Source organism: Anaerobacillus sp. ABA4_114, from assembly GCF_056159065.1.
Genome location: NZ_JBSWUM010000001.1, coordinates 1,705,892 through 1,720,931 on the forward strand (window position 1 = coordinate 1,705,892; position 15,040 = coordinate 1,720,931).

Annotated in this window: 18 protein-coding genes; 14 read left to right on the plus strand and 4 right to left on the minus strand. The window is 39.3% G+C overall.

Annotated elements, in window-relative coordinates:
- The first annotated feature begins 82 nt into the window (after nt 1–82).
- Nucleotides 83–439, plus strand: a complete 357-nt coding sequence (locus ACXAEY_RS08565; RefSeq protein ID WP_474811350.1) for a hypothetical protein — start codon at nt 83–85, stop codon at nt 437–439.
- 130 nt (nt 440–569) lie between these two features.
- On the plus strand, nt 570–1,379 hold the full coding sequence (locus tag ACXAEY_RS08570; protein WP_474811352.1) for a histidinol-phosphatase: 810 nt from the start codon (nt 570–572) through the stop codon (nt 1,377–1,379).
- 77 nt (nt 1,380–1,456) lie between these two features.
- Here the strand turns inward: ACXAEY_RS08570 and serA are convergent, their stop codons facing one another.
- The gene (serA, locus tag ACXAEY_RS08575) at nt 1,457–3,037 is read right to left on the minus strand and encodes a phosphoglycerate dehydrogenase (protein WP_474811354.1); all 1,581 of its coding nucleotides are present in this window, start codon (nt 3,035–3,037) and stop codon (nt 1,457–1,459) included.
- Nucleotides 3,038–3,187: 150 nt separating this feature from the next.
- Nucleotides 3,188–3,436 carry a ferredoxin gene (locus ACXAEY_RS08580; protein ID WP_270179096.1) on the minus strand — a complete coding sequence of 83 codons (249 nt, stop codon included), beginning with the start codon at nt 3,434–3,436 and terminating at the stop codon, nt 3,188–3,190.
- Nucleotides 3,437–3,648: 212 nt separating this feature from the next.
- Here ACXAEY_RS08580 and ACXAEY_RS08585 point away from each other — a divergent pair, with 212 nt between their 5' ends.
- The 5 genes from ACXAEY_RS08585 (at nt 3,649) to ACXAEY_RS08605 (ending at nt 7,523) form a co-directional block, all read left to right on the plus strand.
- Entirely contained in the window at nt 3,649–4,701 is a 1,053-nt protein-coding gene (locus tag ACXAEY_RS08585; RefSeq protein WP_474811357.1) for a YpbB family protein, read from the plus strand.
- Nucleotides 4,701–6,221 carry a RecQ family ATP-dependent DNA helicase gene (locus ACXAEY_RS08590; RefSeq protein WP_474811359.1) on the plus strand — a complete coding sequence of 507 codons (1,521 nt, stop codon included), beginning with the start codon at nt 4,701–4,703 and terminating at the stop codon, nt 6,219–6,221. The genes ACXAEY_RS08585 and ACXAEY_RS08590 overlap by 1 nt, the downstream gene beginning before the upstream one ends.
- Nucleotides 6,211–6,789, plus strand: a complete 579-nt coding sequence (locus ACXAEY_RS08595; RefSeq protein WP_270179093.1) for a CPBP family intramembrane glutamic endopeptidase — start codon at nt 6,211–6,213, stop codon at nt 6,787–6,789. Before ACXAEY_RS08590 ends, ACXAEY_RS08595 begins: the two co-directional genes overlap by 11 nt.
- Before the next feature lie 23 nt (nt 6,790–6,812).
- Nucleotides 6,813–6,992 carry a hypothetical protein gene (locus ACXAEY_RS08600; RefSeq protein WP_270179092.1) on the plus strand — a complete coding sequence of 60 codons (180 nt, stop codon included), beginning with the start codon at nt 6,813–6,815 and terminating at the stop codon, nt 6,990–6,992.
- A gap of 81 nt (nt 6,993–7,073) precedes the next feature.
- Nucleotides 7,074–7,523, plus strand: a complete 450-nt coding sequence (locus tag ACXAEY_RS08605) for a DUF2663 family protein (protein ID WP_474811362.1) — start codon at nt 7,074–7,076, stop codon at nt 7,521–7,523.
- Between the two features lie 3 nt (nt 7,524–7,526).
- Here the strand turns inward: ACXAEY_RS08605 and ACXAEY_RS08610 are convergent, their stop codons facing one another.
- Nucleotides 7,527–7,742, minus strand: coding sequence for a hypothetical protein (locus ACXAEY_RS08610; RefSeq protein WP_270179090.1), 216 nt, complete (start codon nt 7,740–7,742; stop codon nt 7,527–7,529).
- Nucleotides 7,743–7,955: 213 nt separating this feature from the next.
- On the opposite strand from ACXAEY_RS08610, the gene ACXAEY_RS08615 reads away from it, so the two are divergent.
- The 5 genes from ACXAEY_RS08615 (at nt 7,956) to ACXAEY_RS08635 (ending at nt 11,514) form a co-directional block, all read left to right on the plus strand.
- A complete protein-coding gene (locus ACXAEY_RS08615; protein WP_270179089.1) occupies nt 7,956–8,591 on the plus strand; it encodes a CBS domain-containing protein in 636 nt (211 codons plus the stop codon).
- 57 nt (nt 8,592–8,648) lie between these two features.
- The gene (locus ACXAEY_RS08620; protein ID WP_474811364.1) at nt 8,649–9,041 is read left to right on the plus strand and encodes a hypothetical protein; all 393 of its coding nucleotides are present in this window, start codon (nt 8,649–8,651) and stop codon (nt 9,039–9,041) included.
- Nucleotides 9,038–9,796, plus strand: a complete 759-nt coding sequence (locus ACXAEY_RS08625; RefSeq protein ID WP_474811367.1) for a metallophosphoesterase — start codon at nt 9,038–9,040, stop codon at nt 9,794–9,796. The genes ACXAEY_RS08620 and ACXAEY_RS08625 overlap by 4 nt, the downstream gene beginning before the upstream one ends.
- Nucleotides 9,797–9,873: 77 nt before the next feature.
- Nucleotides 9,874–10,785, plus strand: coding sequence for a MerR family transcriptional regulator (locus tag ACXAEY_RS08630; protein ID WP_474811369.1), 912 nt, complete (start codon nt 9,874–9,876; stop codon nt 10,783–10,785).
- Between the two features lie 138 nt (nt 10,786–10,923).
- On the plus strand, nt 10,924–11,514 hold the full coding sequence (locus tag ACXAEY_RS08635; protein WP_270179085.1) for a genetic competence negative regulator: 591 nt from the start codon (nt 10,924–10,926) through the stop codon (nt 11,512–11,514).
- 45 nt (nt 11,515–11,559) lie between these two features.
- Here ACXAEY_RS08635 and ACXAEY_RS08640 read toward each other — a convergent pair whose 3' ends face one another.
- Nucleotides 11,560–12,273, minus strand: coding sequence for a PIG-L deacetylase family protein (locus ACXAEY_RS08640; RefSeq protein WP_474811371.1), 714 nt, complete (start codon nt 12,271–12,273; stop codon nt 11,560–11,562).
- A gap of 201 nt (nt 12,274–12,474) precedes the next feature.
- Between ACXAEY_RS08640 and ACXAEY_RS08645 the strand changes: the two genes are divergently transcribed.
- Entirely contained in the window at nt 12,475–13,389 is a 915-nt protein-coding gene (locus ACXAEY_RS08645) for a D-alanine--D-alanine ligase (RefSeq protein ID WP_474811373.1), read from the plus strand.
- A gap of 294 nt (nt 13,390–13,683) precedes the next feature.
- Nucleotides 13,684–14,964: a Glu/Leu/Phe/Val family dehydrogenase gene (locus tag ACXAEY_RS08650; RefSeq protein WP_270179082.1), complete on the plus strand. Its 1,281-nt coding sequence runs from the start codon at nt 13,684–13,686 to the stop codon at nt 14,962–14,964.
- Nucleotides 14,965–15,040 lie beyond the last annotated feature (76 nt).

A 15,040-nucleotide genomic window follows, 5' to 3' on the forward strand; every position in this document is an offset into this window, starting at 1 on the left:
TTAACCTGTCCCACGTATAATCCTATCGTGAATGCTACACAATAGTTAAGTAGGATAAACAGTTGGACAGGAGGAAACGACATTGAAAAAAAGTATGAAAGTATTAATGGGTCCCTTAGGGTTTTTGTCTGTAATCGTGCTGATCCTATCAGTCTCTAAAAGAGCAAGGAAAGCTACGAGTAATACGATTAAAAAAGGGTACAGCAGCTTAAGTGCTCAGTCATCCGGTTCAAGTGATAAGAAAGTGCGGGAAGGTGGGCACGCTGAACAAGCGAACTATCCTTCATATATCGGCTATGGAAAAAGTAGTGTTAACCAGAAGGTTCGTAAAATAAACCCAACACGCTTTAAAAATGCTCAAAATGTGTTTAACGATGAAAAGATGCCTTCGAAAATGGCTGAAATTGCAGAGGAATTTGATCTAAATGATCACCAATAGTGTTAGGATGTGCCCCTAATCCAAGAATAAGTGAGACATTTCAATTTTCTGCATTTGCTATCCTGTTAAGCTTTTGTACGTTACAATGGTAGTGGAAATGTCAAACTAGTTCGATAAAGGGGATGAAGGCATGTATACTGACTATCATAACCATTTGGAAAAAGGGACGCTAACACTAGATTACTTAACAAAATTCGTAGAAGAAGCCAGAAAGAAGAATATTGAACACTTTGGTATATCAGAACATGCATATCATTTTTATGAAACAGAAGATATTCTTAAAAATCCTTGGGTGAATGAACGTAGATGGTACAGTATGAAGGATTATGTGCGTTTATTTAATGAGGCACAGGACAATGGAATGGATGTGAAAATGTCCATTGAAATGGATTACACGCCTGGAAAACATGCCGAGATGAAGAAATTCATTTCGTCCTACCAATTTGATTATGTGATAGGCTCGATTCATTGGGTCGATGACTTCGGTATCGATCTTGCGGAATATCGACATTTGTGGGATGAAAGAGATGTTGTCGATACGTACAGAAAATACTTCGATCAGGTCGTCACACTTGCAGAATCGAACTTATTCGATATCGTTGGGCATTTAGATCTCGTCAAGATCTTCAAGTATAAACCAGATGATAAAGACTTTCTTTTAGAGCAGTATGATCGAGCGACGAATGCCCTTGCGAATTCAAAGACGTGTGTGGAAATAAGTACTGCTGGCTTAAGAAAGCCTGTTGGTGAGCTTTATCCTGATTATGATCTATTGAAGATGTGCTATGAAAAAGACATTCCAATCGTACTCTCTTCTGATGCTCATGTACCTGAGGATGTAGGTGCAGACTATGATCAGGCGCTAACACTCGCTAAGTCTGTCGGTTATTCACAGCTTATGACCTTTAATAAGGGAGAGCGTAAGTCTATCAAGATTTAATAGCAGCTTCATGTGTATTCACCCCGGATATCCTTTACACGATTAAGACCAAGAGCAGCTGCTCTTGGTCTTTTTTATTACACGCCTTTAATTTGCTCCACCTTTACAATGTCTTGTACGCTACTGATCGTTGATTCGATATGGGCAGGGAGTGCTTCATCAAATGATAGCATCATGATTGCTTCCCCACCTGCCACTTTTCTTCCTACTTGCATCGTAGCGATATTTACTTCATGTTCCCCTAACACTTTTCCAACGTTACCGATAACGCCTGGTCTGTCATTATGCTGAATATATAATAAGTGTCCTTGTGGATGAAAGTCGATGTCGAATCCGTTTAATTGGGTGATCCTCTCGCCGTATTCTTTGATGTACGTTCCTTGTAAGGAAAAAGAACCTTTGTCTCCTTCGACCGTCACTGATATTAGATTGGAGTATCCGTGAGTCTCAGATGTATGTTTTTCTCCGTATGTGATTCCGCGTTCTTTTGCAATTGAAGGAGCATTCACTTCGTTTACTGTCGTATCTAGTCTATATCGTAAGAATGAAGCCATTAAACTTCTTGTTAAGATCGCTGTATCTAATTCTGTTAACGTTCCAGCGTAGGTGACATCTACGACGTTAACTGCTGTTTTCATGCATTGTGAAAGAATGCTTCCCATCTTACGAGTTAATTCGTAGTATGGTTTAATCTTTTCATATTCTTCGTTTGAGAAAGCAGGTAGATTGATTGTATTTCGAATTGGTTTGCCGCTCAAATACAGTTGTACTTCATCCGCAACTTGTGCGGCTACATTCAGTTGAGCTTCTTTCGTAGAAGCACCTAGATGAGGGGTAACAATCACCTGGTCATATTTAAGAAGAGGGTGATCCTCACGTGGAGGTTCGGATTCAAATACGTCTAGTGCGACGCCGCCGATATGTCCAGAGTCAAGATAAGGGATGAGTGAATCCTCATCAATGATTCCACCTCTTGCGCAGTTGATTAGAAAAACACCTTTTTTTGTTTTCGCTAGTGTTTCCCCATTGATCAATCCTCGTGTGTTTTCGGTAAGAGGCGTATGAACAGTAATGAAGTCAGACTGTTCGAGTAGCTCATCGATATCAACTGAAGCCACATCTAACTTATCCGCACGATCATTTGTTAAAAAAGGATCGAATACCATTACCTGCATTCCGAATGCTCTCGCTCTCCTTGATAACTCTGTACCGATTCTTCCTAATCCAATAATACCGAGTGTTTTACGATTTAATTCTGTACCGACGTATTGTTTCCTCATCCACTTTCCGTTTTTTAAACTATTTGTTCCTTGAGGAATGTTTCTGGCAAGAGAAGCCATCATAGCAAAAGTATGCTCTGTTGTTGAGATTGTATTACCATCTGGAGCGTTTACAACAATAACGCCTCGCTTCGTTGCTTCTTCTATATCGATGTTGTCGATCCCAACTCCAGCTCTAGCGACGATCTTTAAATTAGGCATCTTGTCGAGGAGGTCTGATGTTACTTTAGTAGCGCTCCTAACTAAAAGCGCTTCGTACTTTGAAAGGTGTTCCTCATAATTTTGAATCGAACCTATATCACATTGAATCGAATCGTCATTTAGTAATGGTAGTAAGCCATCCTCTTGAATAGAATCAGTAACTAGCACATGTGCCAACAATCTCCACTCCTTTTTTCTCTTCTTTGTTATAATATTTAGAAAAGATAATACATTACTTTTTACCACGAAAGCACTAAAGTGTCAATTTGATATCCTGAAAAATCACCATAAAAAAATCTCCGATAATCATATCGGAGATTCGTAGTACTATTCGAATTTCAATGGATCGCCATCAAAAGACTCTTCAGCAATTTTGATGGAATCAGTAGGGCAACCTTCAAACGCGTCCATCATGTCTTCGTGTAACACCTCAGGAATTTCTACGATACCTTCATTATCATCGAGCGTTACAAAAGCGATTCCTTCATCATCATAATCGTAAATATCTGGTGCAGCTGCGCCGCATGCACCGCAAGCAATACAAGTATCTTTATCTACAATAGTATACTTAGCCATGTATTAACCTCCTATTCAATACTTCTATATGTCTGTCATCACTACAATATTCATCAAATGAATGTTTTGATAACTTTATTGTAAAGGTGATGCCTTGACTTTTCAATAGCTAAATCCTTCACTATGCTTACTAAAAGGTTACCCGATTTGAAATTCACTAAACAGGACGAAAATTTTGATACAATAGAAGTAGAAAGAAACAGGGTGATTCAATGATAAGATATTTAGACGGACTTCTCTTATTCGTCTTACATCAGATGAAAGGTGAAAGGACGATCTCAGGTGCCTACCACTTGTTGAAAGGGAAGAAGTCATCTCAAACAATTCAGGATGCGAAATTATTCGGTTTATCTTTTTTATTTGGTATGCAAAAGAATTTAGCTCGTGGTCAAATTGAGGAAACCGTTTCAACGCTCTATGATGACGGCTTACTTGAACAGATCGATCGACATACATACAAGGTCAATGAAAAAGGACAAGACGTTCTTAACGAATTTCTTAAAGAACATTCTTTTCCTCAGTATTTGAATGGGTGGAAGTACCACCAGGTTTCAGACGACTTTTGGAACCGTATTAGTTTGTACATGCAGGCTCTATCACATTCTGTAAATCGTTCAATGAATTTTTACCCAGTAATACGTGAAGAACAAGCACAGAAGTGGGTTAGAACGCATTTTCCAGCAAGTTTAGAGAAAAGGAAAAGAACAGCTCAGCAGCTTTATCGAGAGCTTCGACAAGTGTTAGAAGCATTGCCTGAGAATCATGCGCGTTTCTTTGTCCTTCGATTGAGCGGATTTCATAGGACTGGATTAACAGTAGAACAAAGCTGTGCATCACTTGATCTTTCATTTGAAGAAGGGATAATCGTCTTTTATGGGGTGATTCATGCATGTATTACGCATGCTCGAAATGATGCAAAATCTTATCCGATCATAACTTCTTTTATAGAAAATAAAACATTGCCAGTCCCTTTAACTGCTTCTACTCGTACTACGTACACTATGTTGCAGAAGGGATTGTCCTTTCAACAGATTATGGAGATCAGAAGACTAAAGAAAAGTACGATAGAAGACCACATTGTCGAGATTGCAATCAATGTTGAAGCATTTTCGATCGACCCTTTCGTCTCTAAACGAGCGCAGGAGGAAATTTTGAGGGCAAGCAGATCGACCAACAGTCATCGGCTAAAAACAATACGTGATCACCTAGAGAATCGGTATGGATATTTCGAAATTAGGTTAACACTGTGTAAAGTAGGGGTTTAATGAATTTAACGAGGACGTTAATTGATAAATTTGGTTATGAAGAATTTCGAATGGGGCAAGAGGAAATCATTCGGGATGTTTTGGAAGGTAAAGATGTCTTTGCGATGCTCCCTACAGGTGCAGGGAAATCACTTTGTTATCAGCTCCCTGCATACTTAGGTCATTCCCCAGTCCTAGTTGTTTCTCCACTAGTTTCCCTCATGGAGGATCAGGTTCAGCAATTAAAAACGAAAGGGGAGAAACGCGTTCTTGCGTTGAATAGTTTTCTCGATTTCGAAAAAAGGTTGACCGCTCTGCAAAATTTATCGTCATACACGTTTATCTTTGCATCACCAGAGATATTACAAAACAATAATGTAAAACGAACGTTAAAAAAGGTTCGGTTTTCTTTGATGGTAGTAGACGAGGCACATTGCATTTCCCAATGGGGACATGATTTTAGAACCGATTACTTAAAGCTAGGTGATGTTAGAGCAGAGCTCGGTCAACCGCCTCTTCTAGCATTAACGGCTACCGCTACAGAAGATGTTCGAAAAGATATTATCGCTCAATTAAATATGGTCGATCCTACGCTACATATCAATTCGGTCGATCGTCCAAATATTGCGATTAAATTAGAAAGACATGCGACTCTTGATTCTAAGATGAATTCGGTCTTAGAATATGGAAAAACACTTCAAGGACCAGGCATTATTTATTTCTCTAGTCGTGCGATAGCTGAACAGGTCAGTATCAAACTGTCAGAATCAGGTGTTCAGGGTGTCGCTGCATACCATGCTGGTCTTGACTCAGAATCTCGTCTGCTTATTCAGCAGCAGTTTATTAATGATGAACTTTCACTAATTTGTAGTACAAATGCATTTGGTATGGGAATCAATAAGAGCAACGTGAGATACGTCGTTCATTTTCATCCACCTTCGAACACTGAAAGCTACTTACAAGAAATTGGTCGGGCTGGTAGAGATCAAGAACCCGCGATCGCTATTCAACTTTTTACTGAAGCTGATGAGCGGTTACCGATTTCGTTTATTGAAACAGAATTACCTGAACGTCAGCAAATCAGTATGTTACTAGAAGAATTGCGTGTACGAGCTGGCGAACACATCTCACTCGACTATGAAAAAGAAGGCATTCGGTACAAGCTATCTGAAACAGCATGGCGCTTCATTATTCATCACCTGCATCAAAAAGGGATCTTATTGAACGGTATCGTTAATACATTCCATTATCAAAGCCTTTTGGAAGACCTTTCAAATGAGGTAGAAAGGTTAAGAAAACGAAAACTGTTAAAGTGGATCGACTTTAAAAAATGGCTTTATGATAACCAGTGTCGGCGCAAAGGGCTTTTAGAGCGTTTCGATGAAAATGTTCCTAAAATCGATCAATGTTGTGACCACTGTGGCCTAATCGAAGAGGTTTATATGAACCAGAGAGACTCTACTCTAAAAGAAGTGACCGCTATAGATTGGGATAAAGAGTTACAATTTATGCTGAGGGTGGAGGAGAAGGGTGAGGAATAAACAAGCAGAAGTTGTCAAAGCCCTCTCTGATCGAGAATTACTTTTAAATGTTTATTTAACGCAGCTTTCCTTATTACTTATCTCTTGGATAGTAGGTTATTTTTTGTTTCGAGAAGGGTGGTTTCTCGATCGAATAGTCGAGCTAGTATGGGCAGATATGGTTTTGTACGGCGGCGGGGTAGCGTTAGTTGTCATCTTGATCGATATTGCTCTTATGAGGCTGTTACCAGAGTCTGCATTCGATGATGGAGGCATTAATGAGCGCATCTTTAAGAACAGATCGATCTTCCATATTTTCATACTTTCGTTACTAATTTCGATCAGCGAGGAAGTAATGTTCCGTGGTGTGATTCAAACACATTTCGGCTTGGTGATTGCAAGTCTATTGTTTGCAATCATCCATGTGAGATACTTGACTAAGCCGGTGTTATTTAGTCTTGTTGTGGGGATAAGTTTTCTATTAGGAATCATATATGAGATAACAGGTAACATAGCTGTTACGATTACTGCGCACTTCTTAATCGATTTCATTATGGGGTGTTTAATTAAATATCGAACCCCAAAATGATCACATCTTGAAAGGTGAGTTTAATGAAAAAAGAGAACCCTTTACCATCTAGAAAGGAATATCATAAGCATAAAGCCAAGAAGAAAGGGAGATCAAATAAAAAAAGAGAAGAAACAACGCCTTCTCTTACGCTCGTTCGTATTTTAGCACTGCTTTTTATATCGATGGTTGCGATTTTTCTCCTGTATTCGATTTATTCTTAAACCATCATTTTAAGTTGGAGCATCGATGGTATTATGTTCTCAGTTTCAAGCATAAACTAGTTTCAAAAAAGGAGGACAACCATGGATGCTCTAAAGCAGTGGAATCTCCCACAACCTCAATCTGATGTGACGCTTGTGTTATTGAGTGAACTGGTCGATAGAAAAAGAGAAGAGAGGCAGTATAAAGCTAAATCAGAGTTTTATAGCTATGCACTCATGATCTTATTGGTTGTGAGTGGTGGGTTCTTAGTATACCAGCTACAGGTGAGTAGTTCGATTCTTTGGGAGGCTTTTTCGTTGTCCAAAGCACCTTTCATCGTTTTAATGTTTCTCCTTAACGGGTTCGTCTATTATCGGTTAAAAAGAGTGACCAAGAAGTTAAAGAAAGCGGAAGATGAGCTTGATTCGTTGCGGCTAGAGGTAATCGATCGTAGTGAGGAGCTATGGAAAAGTGAAGCTCAATGGGAGAAGCGTCATGATGTCTTCTCTTACATGAAAGAAGAATACGATATTAATTTATTCTACAAGTAACTCTTATCGATGTTCTGGGCAGCCAAAAAATAAATACTGTTCGATTTGAAAACAGTTTCCATTGATAAGTAACGCGCTTTCATCGAACATTTCGATTTTGCCAAATGCCACAGTATCCTTGATCTTTGGACAGAACACTTCGACAGGCATCCCGAGTCGACGGTTGAAATCAAGGTCATCGTTACCCAACAAAGATTGTGTTTTCAGTTTGTTTATCATAGGTCCATCATCTCCGTTAGTTTGATATACGTCCTTTAGAAGTCTACTTTGATAATATCTTACCTTAAAAAGACTGAATTTTCAAGAAACGATATCGCCCATTTTTACGAGTGTACAACCCATTTTTGAATTAATGGTAGATAAGGAGGACATTGTATTGGTAGTATGGTATTAATTATATGGGGGAAGTAACTTATAGAAGAGGTGATAGTCGTGTTTGTAAGAAGTGCTATGAAATCGCTAAGAGAAACAATTTCTGTGAATTATGACACGAGTCTTGAAGAAACACTGGAGCGACTCAAGAAGAGTCAGATCGATGGCGTACCAGTCATTCAAGACGGAAGGTATGAAGGGATCGTAACCTTTAACAGAATTTATAAATCGTTTTTTAAAAGCGATATGACTGATAAAGTTCAGTTTTTAAAAGAAACAAAAGCAGGAGATATCGCTTATCAAAAAGATGTAACGGTAGATAAAGAGGCAGTTTTCGAGACGACGCTATTGCTCGTAAACGATGCTCCTTTGGTTGCTGTCGTGGATGAAAAAGAGCAGTGCATCGGGATTATCACAAGAGCAGATATATTGGATCAATTCCAAAGTGCCTTCGGGATGAGAAAGACCGGTGTTAGGATTGCATTCGCTTCTTCTGAAACGGAAGGTAGGATTGCAAGACTTGCTAAAATCGCGAAAAGCTTTCATGAGAACATTATTTCTTTATCGACGTTTGATGAAACAAATCAGAACGTTAGACGAATCGTGATGAAGATTGAGAAGAATGAAAATATCGATCAGTTCATTACAAAACTTGAGCAAAACGGATTTAAAGTATTAGATATTAAAGAAATGTAAGATAAAATTTATAATACCTCCTTCTCTATCATAGATATAGAGGGGGAGGTTTTTTCTATGCTGCTTTCTTTTTTGCGTTTACTATCATCATTTGGTTTACTGTATATTGCAGAAGAAACGCTTGTATTTAAGTCCATTACGTTTACAGACTTGATGTTGAATAGTTTTCGTTACGGTGCTGGTGCGCTTTGTTTCTTATTCGGTTTCTTAGCAGTTGCAAGTATTATTCGAAATCAACTTGAAAACGTAATTTCTCAGGGTATAAAGGCACGAATAGGAGCAGTTCTTTTGGAATTTGGTTTATTGTCAGCAATGTACTGGGTATTGTTTGAAAAAAACGTTTGGTTATCAATTGCTTCTCTTATCATGGCTACAATGTACGGTGTATTATCTGCCAACATTGAAGCAGCAAGGGCAGCTAAGAAATTTAGGAGGGGCGTTGAAATATGATGGTGGTCTTATTCTTTGCAGCAGCCTCTGTGCTGCTGTTGATCTATATGTGGATTGAAGCACATTTAAATAGGGTTGTGAGAAAAGAACTTTTCCTTGAAGGGCTGCCTGATGAGTTCGAGTCCTTCACCATCTTCTTCATATCAGATTTACATAACCGCAGGATTTCGGAAAACATCATCGATGAGGTTAAGGGAGTAGTAGATATTGTTGTCATCGGAGGAGATGTGATGGAAAAGGGCGTCTCTTTTGAAAAGGTACAGGAAAATTTAGAAGATCTAAGGAAGGTTGCTCCATGTTATTTCGTTTGGGGGAACAATGATTACGAAGAAGATCCAGATCGTCTAGAACGGATACTTGTTAAAAGTAATATTACGATTTTAAAAAACACATCTGAAACCATCACGAAAAATGAAGATGAAATAAGTCTAGTAGGCATCGACGACCTCTCGACACACAACCACTCTCTTCAAGAAGCTTGTTCAAAAGCGAAAGCACCGATGAAGATTTTAATCAGTCATAACCCTGATATCAAACATGAGCTTACAAATGATTCAGATATTAAGCTTTTACTTTCAGGTCATACGCATGGTGGTCAGATTAGACTTTTAGGATGGGGATTACGTGAAAAAGGCGGAATAAAACAAGTTGGAGAAACGACTGTTGTGATCAGTAACGGATACGGTACCACCACACTTCCCTTAAGACTGATGGCACCTGCTGAGTCACACGTTTTTACATTAAAAAGGAAATAACTTATACAAAGTTTACACAAACATCATCCATCCCTTATACTGAGTATGATGAATGAATAGTAGAGGAGTAGAGGGCTATGTCGGATGGTAAATATAATATTAAAGCAGTCTCTAAAAAACTAGGTATACAACCTGGAACGTTAAGAGCATGGGAGAGACGGTACAATATTATTTCTCCTATAAGAAATGATGCTGGTCATCGCCTCTATTCAGATGAGCATTTATCGGTTTTGAAATGGTTAGTCCAAAAGACAGAACAAGGCTTTACGATTAGTCAAGCAGTAGAATTGCTTGAGGATGGAAATACAGAGCCACACTCGGATGCTTCAGAGTTAAGTCGAGATCGTGCTCACGTGTTGTCAGATGATATTTTGGAAGCCTTGCTTGCATTTGAAGAAAACAAAGCGCAGGAATTGTTAAATCAAGCCTTTTCACTTTTTAGTATCGATAAAGTTGTCCAAGATATCCTAGGGCAGCTTCAAGTTCGAGTAGGAGAACTATGGGAAAACGAAAAGATTACAGTTGCACATGAACATTTCGCTACTGCATTTTTACGATCGAGAATAGGCATGATTTTTCATACCTTGCCGATCGATGGATACCTTCCTAAGGTTATGGCGGTGTGTTCAACAGATGAGTACCATGAATTAGGACTTTTGATCTTTACGTTATACCTTAGAAGGAAAGGCTTTGAAGTAATTTACTTAGGTCCTAGCATTCCTGAAAAAGACATTGAAATCGTAGTGGAAGACACTGCACCTAGTATATTGTTCTTATCCTGCACCCTCATGTCAAATCTACCTAAATGTTTGAACTTGATCGATCGGCTCGATAATAAGTTCCCGGATTTAACAATCGGTGTTGGAGGAGGAGCACTTCTACATCTACATGGAGAAAAGAGACAAGCTTATGATCACTATTTCGTTGGAAAGAATAAAGATGAATGGGATGTATGGATAAAACACAAGCTTCATAAACTTTCAATTTAGTATAGGAAGTACAGGACTTGTCTAACATTCCCAATACGGTGTAAACTATAAGAATATCGTCAAGCAAGAACCATCTATGTAATATCACATATATTATGTTAAAGGATATGCTGGTGACAGACGGTAGGGGGGAATTAGATGCGTCTTGAACGTTTAACATACGACAAAATTAAGATATTTCTCACTTATGACGATTTGAACGAGCGAGGAATAACGAAAGAAGAATTATGGCAGGACGTGCCAAAGGTCCATAAGTTATTCAGAGAAATGATTATGGAAGCAGACGATGAACTAGGCTTTAAAGTAGATGGCCCTATCGCAGTTGAAGTGTTTTCATTGCCTGCTCAAGGTATGGTCGTAATCGTTACAAAAGGCTCAAAAGAAACTGATTTTGAAGATGATTACAACGATGAATACATCGAAATGCAGGTTACGCTTGATGAAAGCGATGAAGTATTTTATGAATTTAATACGTTCGAAGATGTGATCGGTCTTTCGAAACGTTTACTTGATGTAGGTGTTGAAGGTGGAATTCTTTATTCGTACCAACAACAATTCTATTTGAAGATTAACGAAGAGGAAATCGGTGACATGGAGTTAGATACGCTCATCGCGCTATTAGCTGAATTCGGTAATCCATCTACAATCACAAGTTATCGTGTTATTGAATATGGAAAAACACTGATGCACTCTGAAGCTGTAAAACAATTGAATCACTACTTTCAATAAAAATAAGCCTTCCGGAGAAAACGCGCGGAAGGCTATTCTTATGAACTATGAAAGAATGGGATCTGTCTTTGAGTCGCTCTCCCATGCTCTTATGAAGTATTCTTTGTTTTCAAATTTAGTAAATCCACTCTGATTGTGGATAGATGGAAATACTCGCTCCACTGATAGGTGCTGAGTTTTATGTGCAAGGAGAGCAAGCTGTACGTTCTTCATATGTTCCTCTGTGAAGGATTTCATTAGCGTGATGTTTTCATCAGGATCAGCAAACGCTGGGTTTCCTGTTTTAGTTGCGAGTGATTGTGGTAGCGTAGCATAGTATAGTTCTTTTACGCTGTTTGGTGATTCTTGAACAGCTTCTAAACATGCTTCCTGTATCGCTGTATGGTCGCTGTGCCCAGATAGCCCGTGTGGCGGGAACGTAACGACGGCGTCAGGCTGATAATTGTCTAGTAGGGTGATGATTCTGTTTTTTAGTGTATGAGGTGCAAGTTCACTTAACTTTCCATCCGGATAGTCATCGATAACGAGTTCATCGATCCCTAGATGAGCAGCCGCCTCTTGTAGTTCATTTCTACGAACGTTTGCGAGGTCGTCACGCGTGCACAAAGGAGGTTCACCACACTTCCCTGCATCACCTGCAGTAGCACTATATAGAATTGTTTTGGTATCCTTCTGCTTAGAAAGCTCAAGTATTGTACCCCCACATGTGAATGATTCATCATCAGGATGGGCGAATGCAAATAGAATTGTCTTTGACATAGTGGTAGATCCTTTCTTATTGAAGATAGTGCAAGTATACGGAACAGGTGGCGTGATTTCCAATTCTTTGTTCGAGGTGATGAATTACCAGCCACACATTACAAGAAAACATGGTATGATGAGAGAAGTTTTTAACAGTTCCAATTAGGTGAATAACGAATATAATGATGTACATAAATGTAGCCCAGGAGGTATTTGATCATGAAAGTTGCAGTACTATATGGTGGAACATCTGCCGAAAGAGAAGTATCCCTATCGAGCGGGAAAGGAATCATAGCCGCACTCGAACATAATGGTCATGAAGTAATCGGAATTGATTTTCATCCAGATAAAATTAGCGAAATTTTAAAATTAGATGTCGAAATGGTTTTCATCGGCCTTCATGGTAGATTTGGTGAAGATGGAAGAATTCAAGGGTTACTCGATATGCTAGAGATCCCATATGTTGGTTCTGGTGTACTCGGTTCAGCTGTAGCCATGGATAAAGCAAAAAGTAAAAAAGTACTAAACGATACGAGTATTCGACTTGCTAAAGACCTTGTGTTGGAGAGAGGCGACAGCTATGAAAACCTCGACCTTCCATTTGATTTTCCTGTTGTTGTAAAGCCTAACAGTGAAGGATCTACAATAGGGTTAACGATCGCTCATTCAGAAGATGAGTTGGTAAGAGGAATCGATGAAGCCTTCCGTTTTGATACAAAGGTTATCCTTGAGGAGTTCATTTCTGGGACAGAGGTCACAGTTGCTGTTTTAGGTGAGAAAGGTAATGTGCGAGCATTGCCTGTCGTTGAGATCGTACCTCGTAACGCATATTATGATTATGAATCGAAATACGCAGAGGGTGGCAGTGAACATATCGTTCCTGCACGTATTACAGAAGAGTATACAACGATGATTCAGGAGGAGTCTGTTCTTGCACATGAATTGCTAGGTTGTGAAACATACTCAAGGGTGGATTACATTATCCCTAAAGATGGCTCTAAGCCCGTTTTTCTTGAAGTAAATACATTGCCAGGCATGACACCTACGAGTCTTTACCCTGATGCGGCTAAGGAAATTGGCTATTCGTATGAAGAGATGATCGAACAGCTGCTTCAACTCGGGTTGAAAAAGTAAATTGCTATATAAAACCTCACACATCACTGTGAGGTTTTTTTCGAATAGCAATATGGGCCCACCTAGTAAGCGTTTGCAAATTTGTGAAACAAATTGCATAAAATGTGGACGGAATACCTTCTCATAGGATACCTAAACGTGTATACTATGTTTTGAAAGCAAGACATTAGAGTATTCTAGATATTAATGAAACCAAAAAACTGAACAATGTTAGATGTAAATGGGTCAAAGGTCACCTAATCGGATCTTTTATGAAGACACCACAGTAAGGGCATAGTTATGGGAGGTTAAGTAATGGTCGACAAAAACGAAACAGATAACGGACAAGGTAACAAAAAGAAAAGGGATGTATTAGAGTCGACGCAATCGGTCATAAATGAAGCACTTGATAAGTTGGGCTATCCAAAAGAGGTTTTTGAACTTCTAAAAGAACCTATGAGGTTGATGACAGTCCGTATCCCTGTGCGAATGGATGACGGATCAATAAAAATCTTTACTGGATATCGTGCTCAGCACAACGATTCGGTTGGTCCTACTAAAGGTGGGGTTCGCTTTCATCCAGATGTAACGGAAACTGAAGTGAAAGCACTTTCTGTTTGGATGAGCCTTAAAGCAGGAATTGTTGATTTACCATATGGTGGAGGAAAAGGCGGAATTATCTGCGACCCTCGAGAAATGTCTTTCAGAGAGCTTGAAAGGTTAAGTCGCGGATACGTAAGAGCAATCAGCCAAATCGTTGGCCCTACTAAAGATATCCCAGCTCCAGACGTGTTTACAAATTCACAGATCATGGCCTGGATGATGGATGAGTACAGCCGTATTCGTGAGTTTGATTCTCCTGGCTTTATCACAGGTAAACCGCTTGTGCTCGGTGGTTCGCATGGGCGTGAATCAGCTACAGCAAAAGGTGTAACGATCTGCATACGCGAAGCAGCTAAGAAGAAAGGCATTAAGATCGAAGGAGCTCGCGTCGTCATTCAAGGATTTGGTAACGCAGGTAGTTTCCTTGCGAAGTTTATGCATGATGCTGGCGCAAAGATCGTTGGTATTTCAGATGCATATGGAGCGCTTCACGATCCAGAAGGCCTTGATATCGATTACTTATTAGATCGTCGCGACAGCTTTGGAACAGTAACGAAACTCTTTAAAGAAACGATTAGTAATAAAGAGCTTCTAGAACTTGACTGTGATATTCTAGTTCCTGCAGCGATTGAAAATCAGATCACAGAAGAGAATGCCCATCAGATCAAAGCGAGCATCGTCGTTGAGGCTGCAAATGGACCGACAACGATTGAGGCGACTAAGATCTTAACCGAAAGGGACATCTTACTAGTACCAGATGTTCTTGCTAGTTCTGGTGGAGTAACGGTATCTTACTTCGAATGGGTACAGAATAACCAGGGTTACTATTGGACCGAAGAAGAAGTTGAGGCAAAGCTTGAAAAGGTTATGGTAAACGCATTCAACTCGATCTATAGAACTTCTGAAACTAGACGTGTAAACATGAGGCTTTCAGCATATATGGTCGGTGTTCGAAAAATGGCTGAAGCGTCTCGCTTCCGTGGTTGGATTTAAATAGTTGATATTGCGATAGAAATTCCCTATCATTCAGGTAGGGAATTTTTTGGTTGTAATGAGTACAATAAAAAAG

What these genes read in the sequence shown, in the direction of transcription:
- ACXAEY_RS08570 (WP_474811352.1), top strand. Translation starts at nt 570, where the DNA reads ATGTATACTGACTATCATAACCATTTGGAAAAAGGGACGCTAACACTA.
- ACXAEY_RS08580 (WP_270179096.1), bottom strand. Translation starts at nt 3,436, where the DNA reads ATGGCTAAGTATACTATTGTAGATAAAGATACTTGTATTGCTTGCGGT.
- ACXAEY_RS08585 (WP_474811357.1), top strand. Translation starts at nt 3,649, where the DNA reads ATGATAAGATATTTAGACGGACTTCTCTTATTCGTCTTACATCAGATG.
- ACXAEY_RS08590 (WP_474811359.1), top strand. Translation starts at nt 4,701, where the DNA reads ATGAATTTAACGAGGACGTTAATTGATAAATTTGGTTATGAAGAATTT.
- ACXAEY_RS08600 (WP_270179092.1), top strand. Translation starts at nt 6,813, where the DNA reads ATGAAAAAAGAGAACCCTTTACCATCTAGAAAGGAATATCATAAGCAT.
- ACXAEY_RS08605 (WP_474811362.1), top strand. Translation starts at nt 7,074, where the DNA reads ATGGATGCTCTAAAGCAGTGGAATCTCCCACAACCTCAATCTGATGTG.
- ACXAEY_RS08610 (WP_270179090.1), bottom strand. Translation starts at nt 7,742, where the DNA reads ATGATAAACAAACTGAAAACACAATCTTTGTTGGGTAACGATGACCTT.
- ACXAEY_RS08620 (WP_474811364.1), top strand. Translation starts at nt 8,649, where the DNA reads ATGCTGCTTTCTTTTTTGCGTTTACTATCATCATTTGGTTTACTGTAT.
- ACXAEY_RS08625 (WP_474811367.1), top strand. Translation starts at nt 9,038, where the DNA reads ATGATGGTGGTCTTATTCTTTGCAGCAGCCTCTGTGCTGCTGTTGATC.
- ACXAEY_RS08630 (WP_474811369.1), top strand. Translation starts at nt 9,874, where the DNA reads ATGTCGGATGGTAAATATAATATTAAAGCAGTCTCTAAAAAACTAGGT.
- ACXAEY_RS08635 (WP_270179085.1), top strand. Translation starts at nt 10,924, where the DNA reads ATGCGTCTTGAACGTTTAACATACGACAAAATTAAGATATTTCTCACT.
- ACXAEY_RS08640 (WP_474811371.1), bottom strand. Translation starts at nt 12,273, where the DNA reads ATGTCAAAGACAATTCTATTTGCATTCGCCCATCCTGATGATGAATCA.
- ACXAEY_RS08645 (WP_474811373.1), top strand. Translation starts at nt 12,475, where the DNA reads ATGAAAGTTGCAGTACTATATGGTGGAACATCTGCCGAAAGAGAAGTA.
- ACXAEY_RS08650 (WP_270179082.1), top strand. Translation starts at nt 13,684, where the DNA reads ATGGTCGACAAAAACGAAACAGATAACGGACAAGGTAACAAAAAGAAA.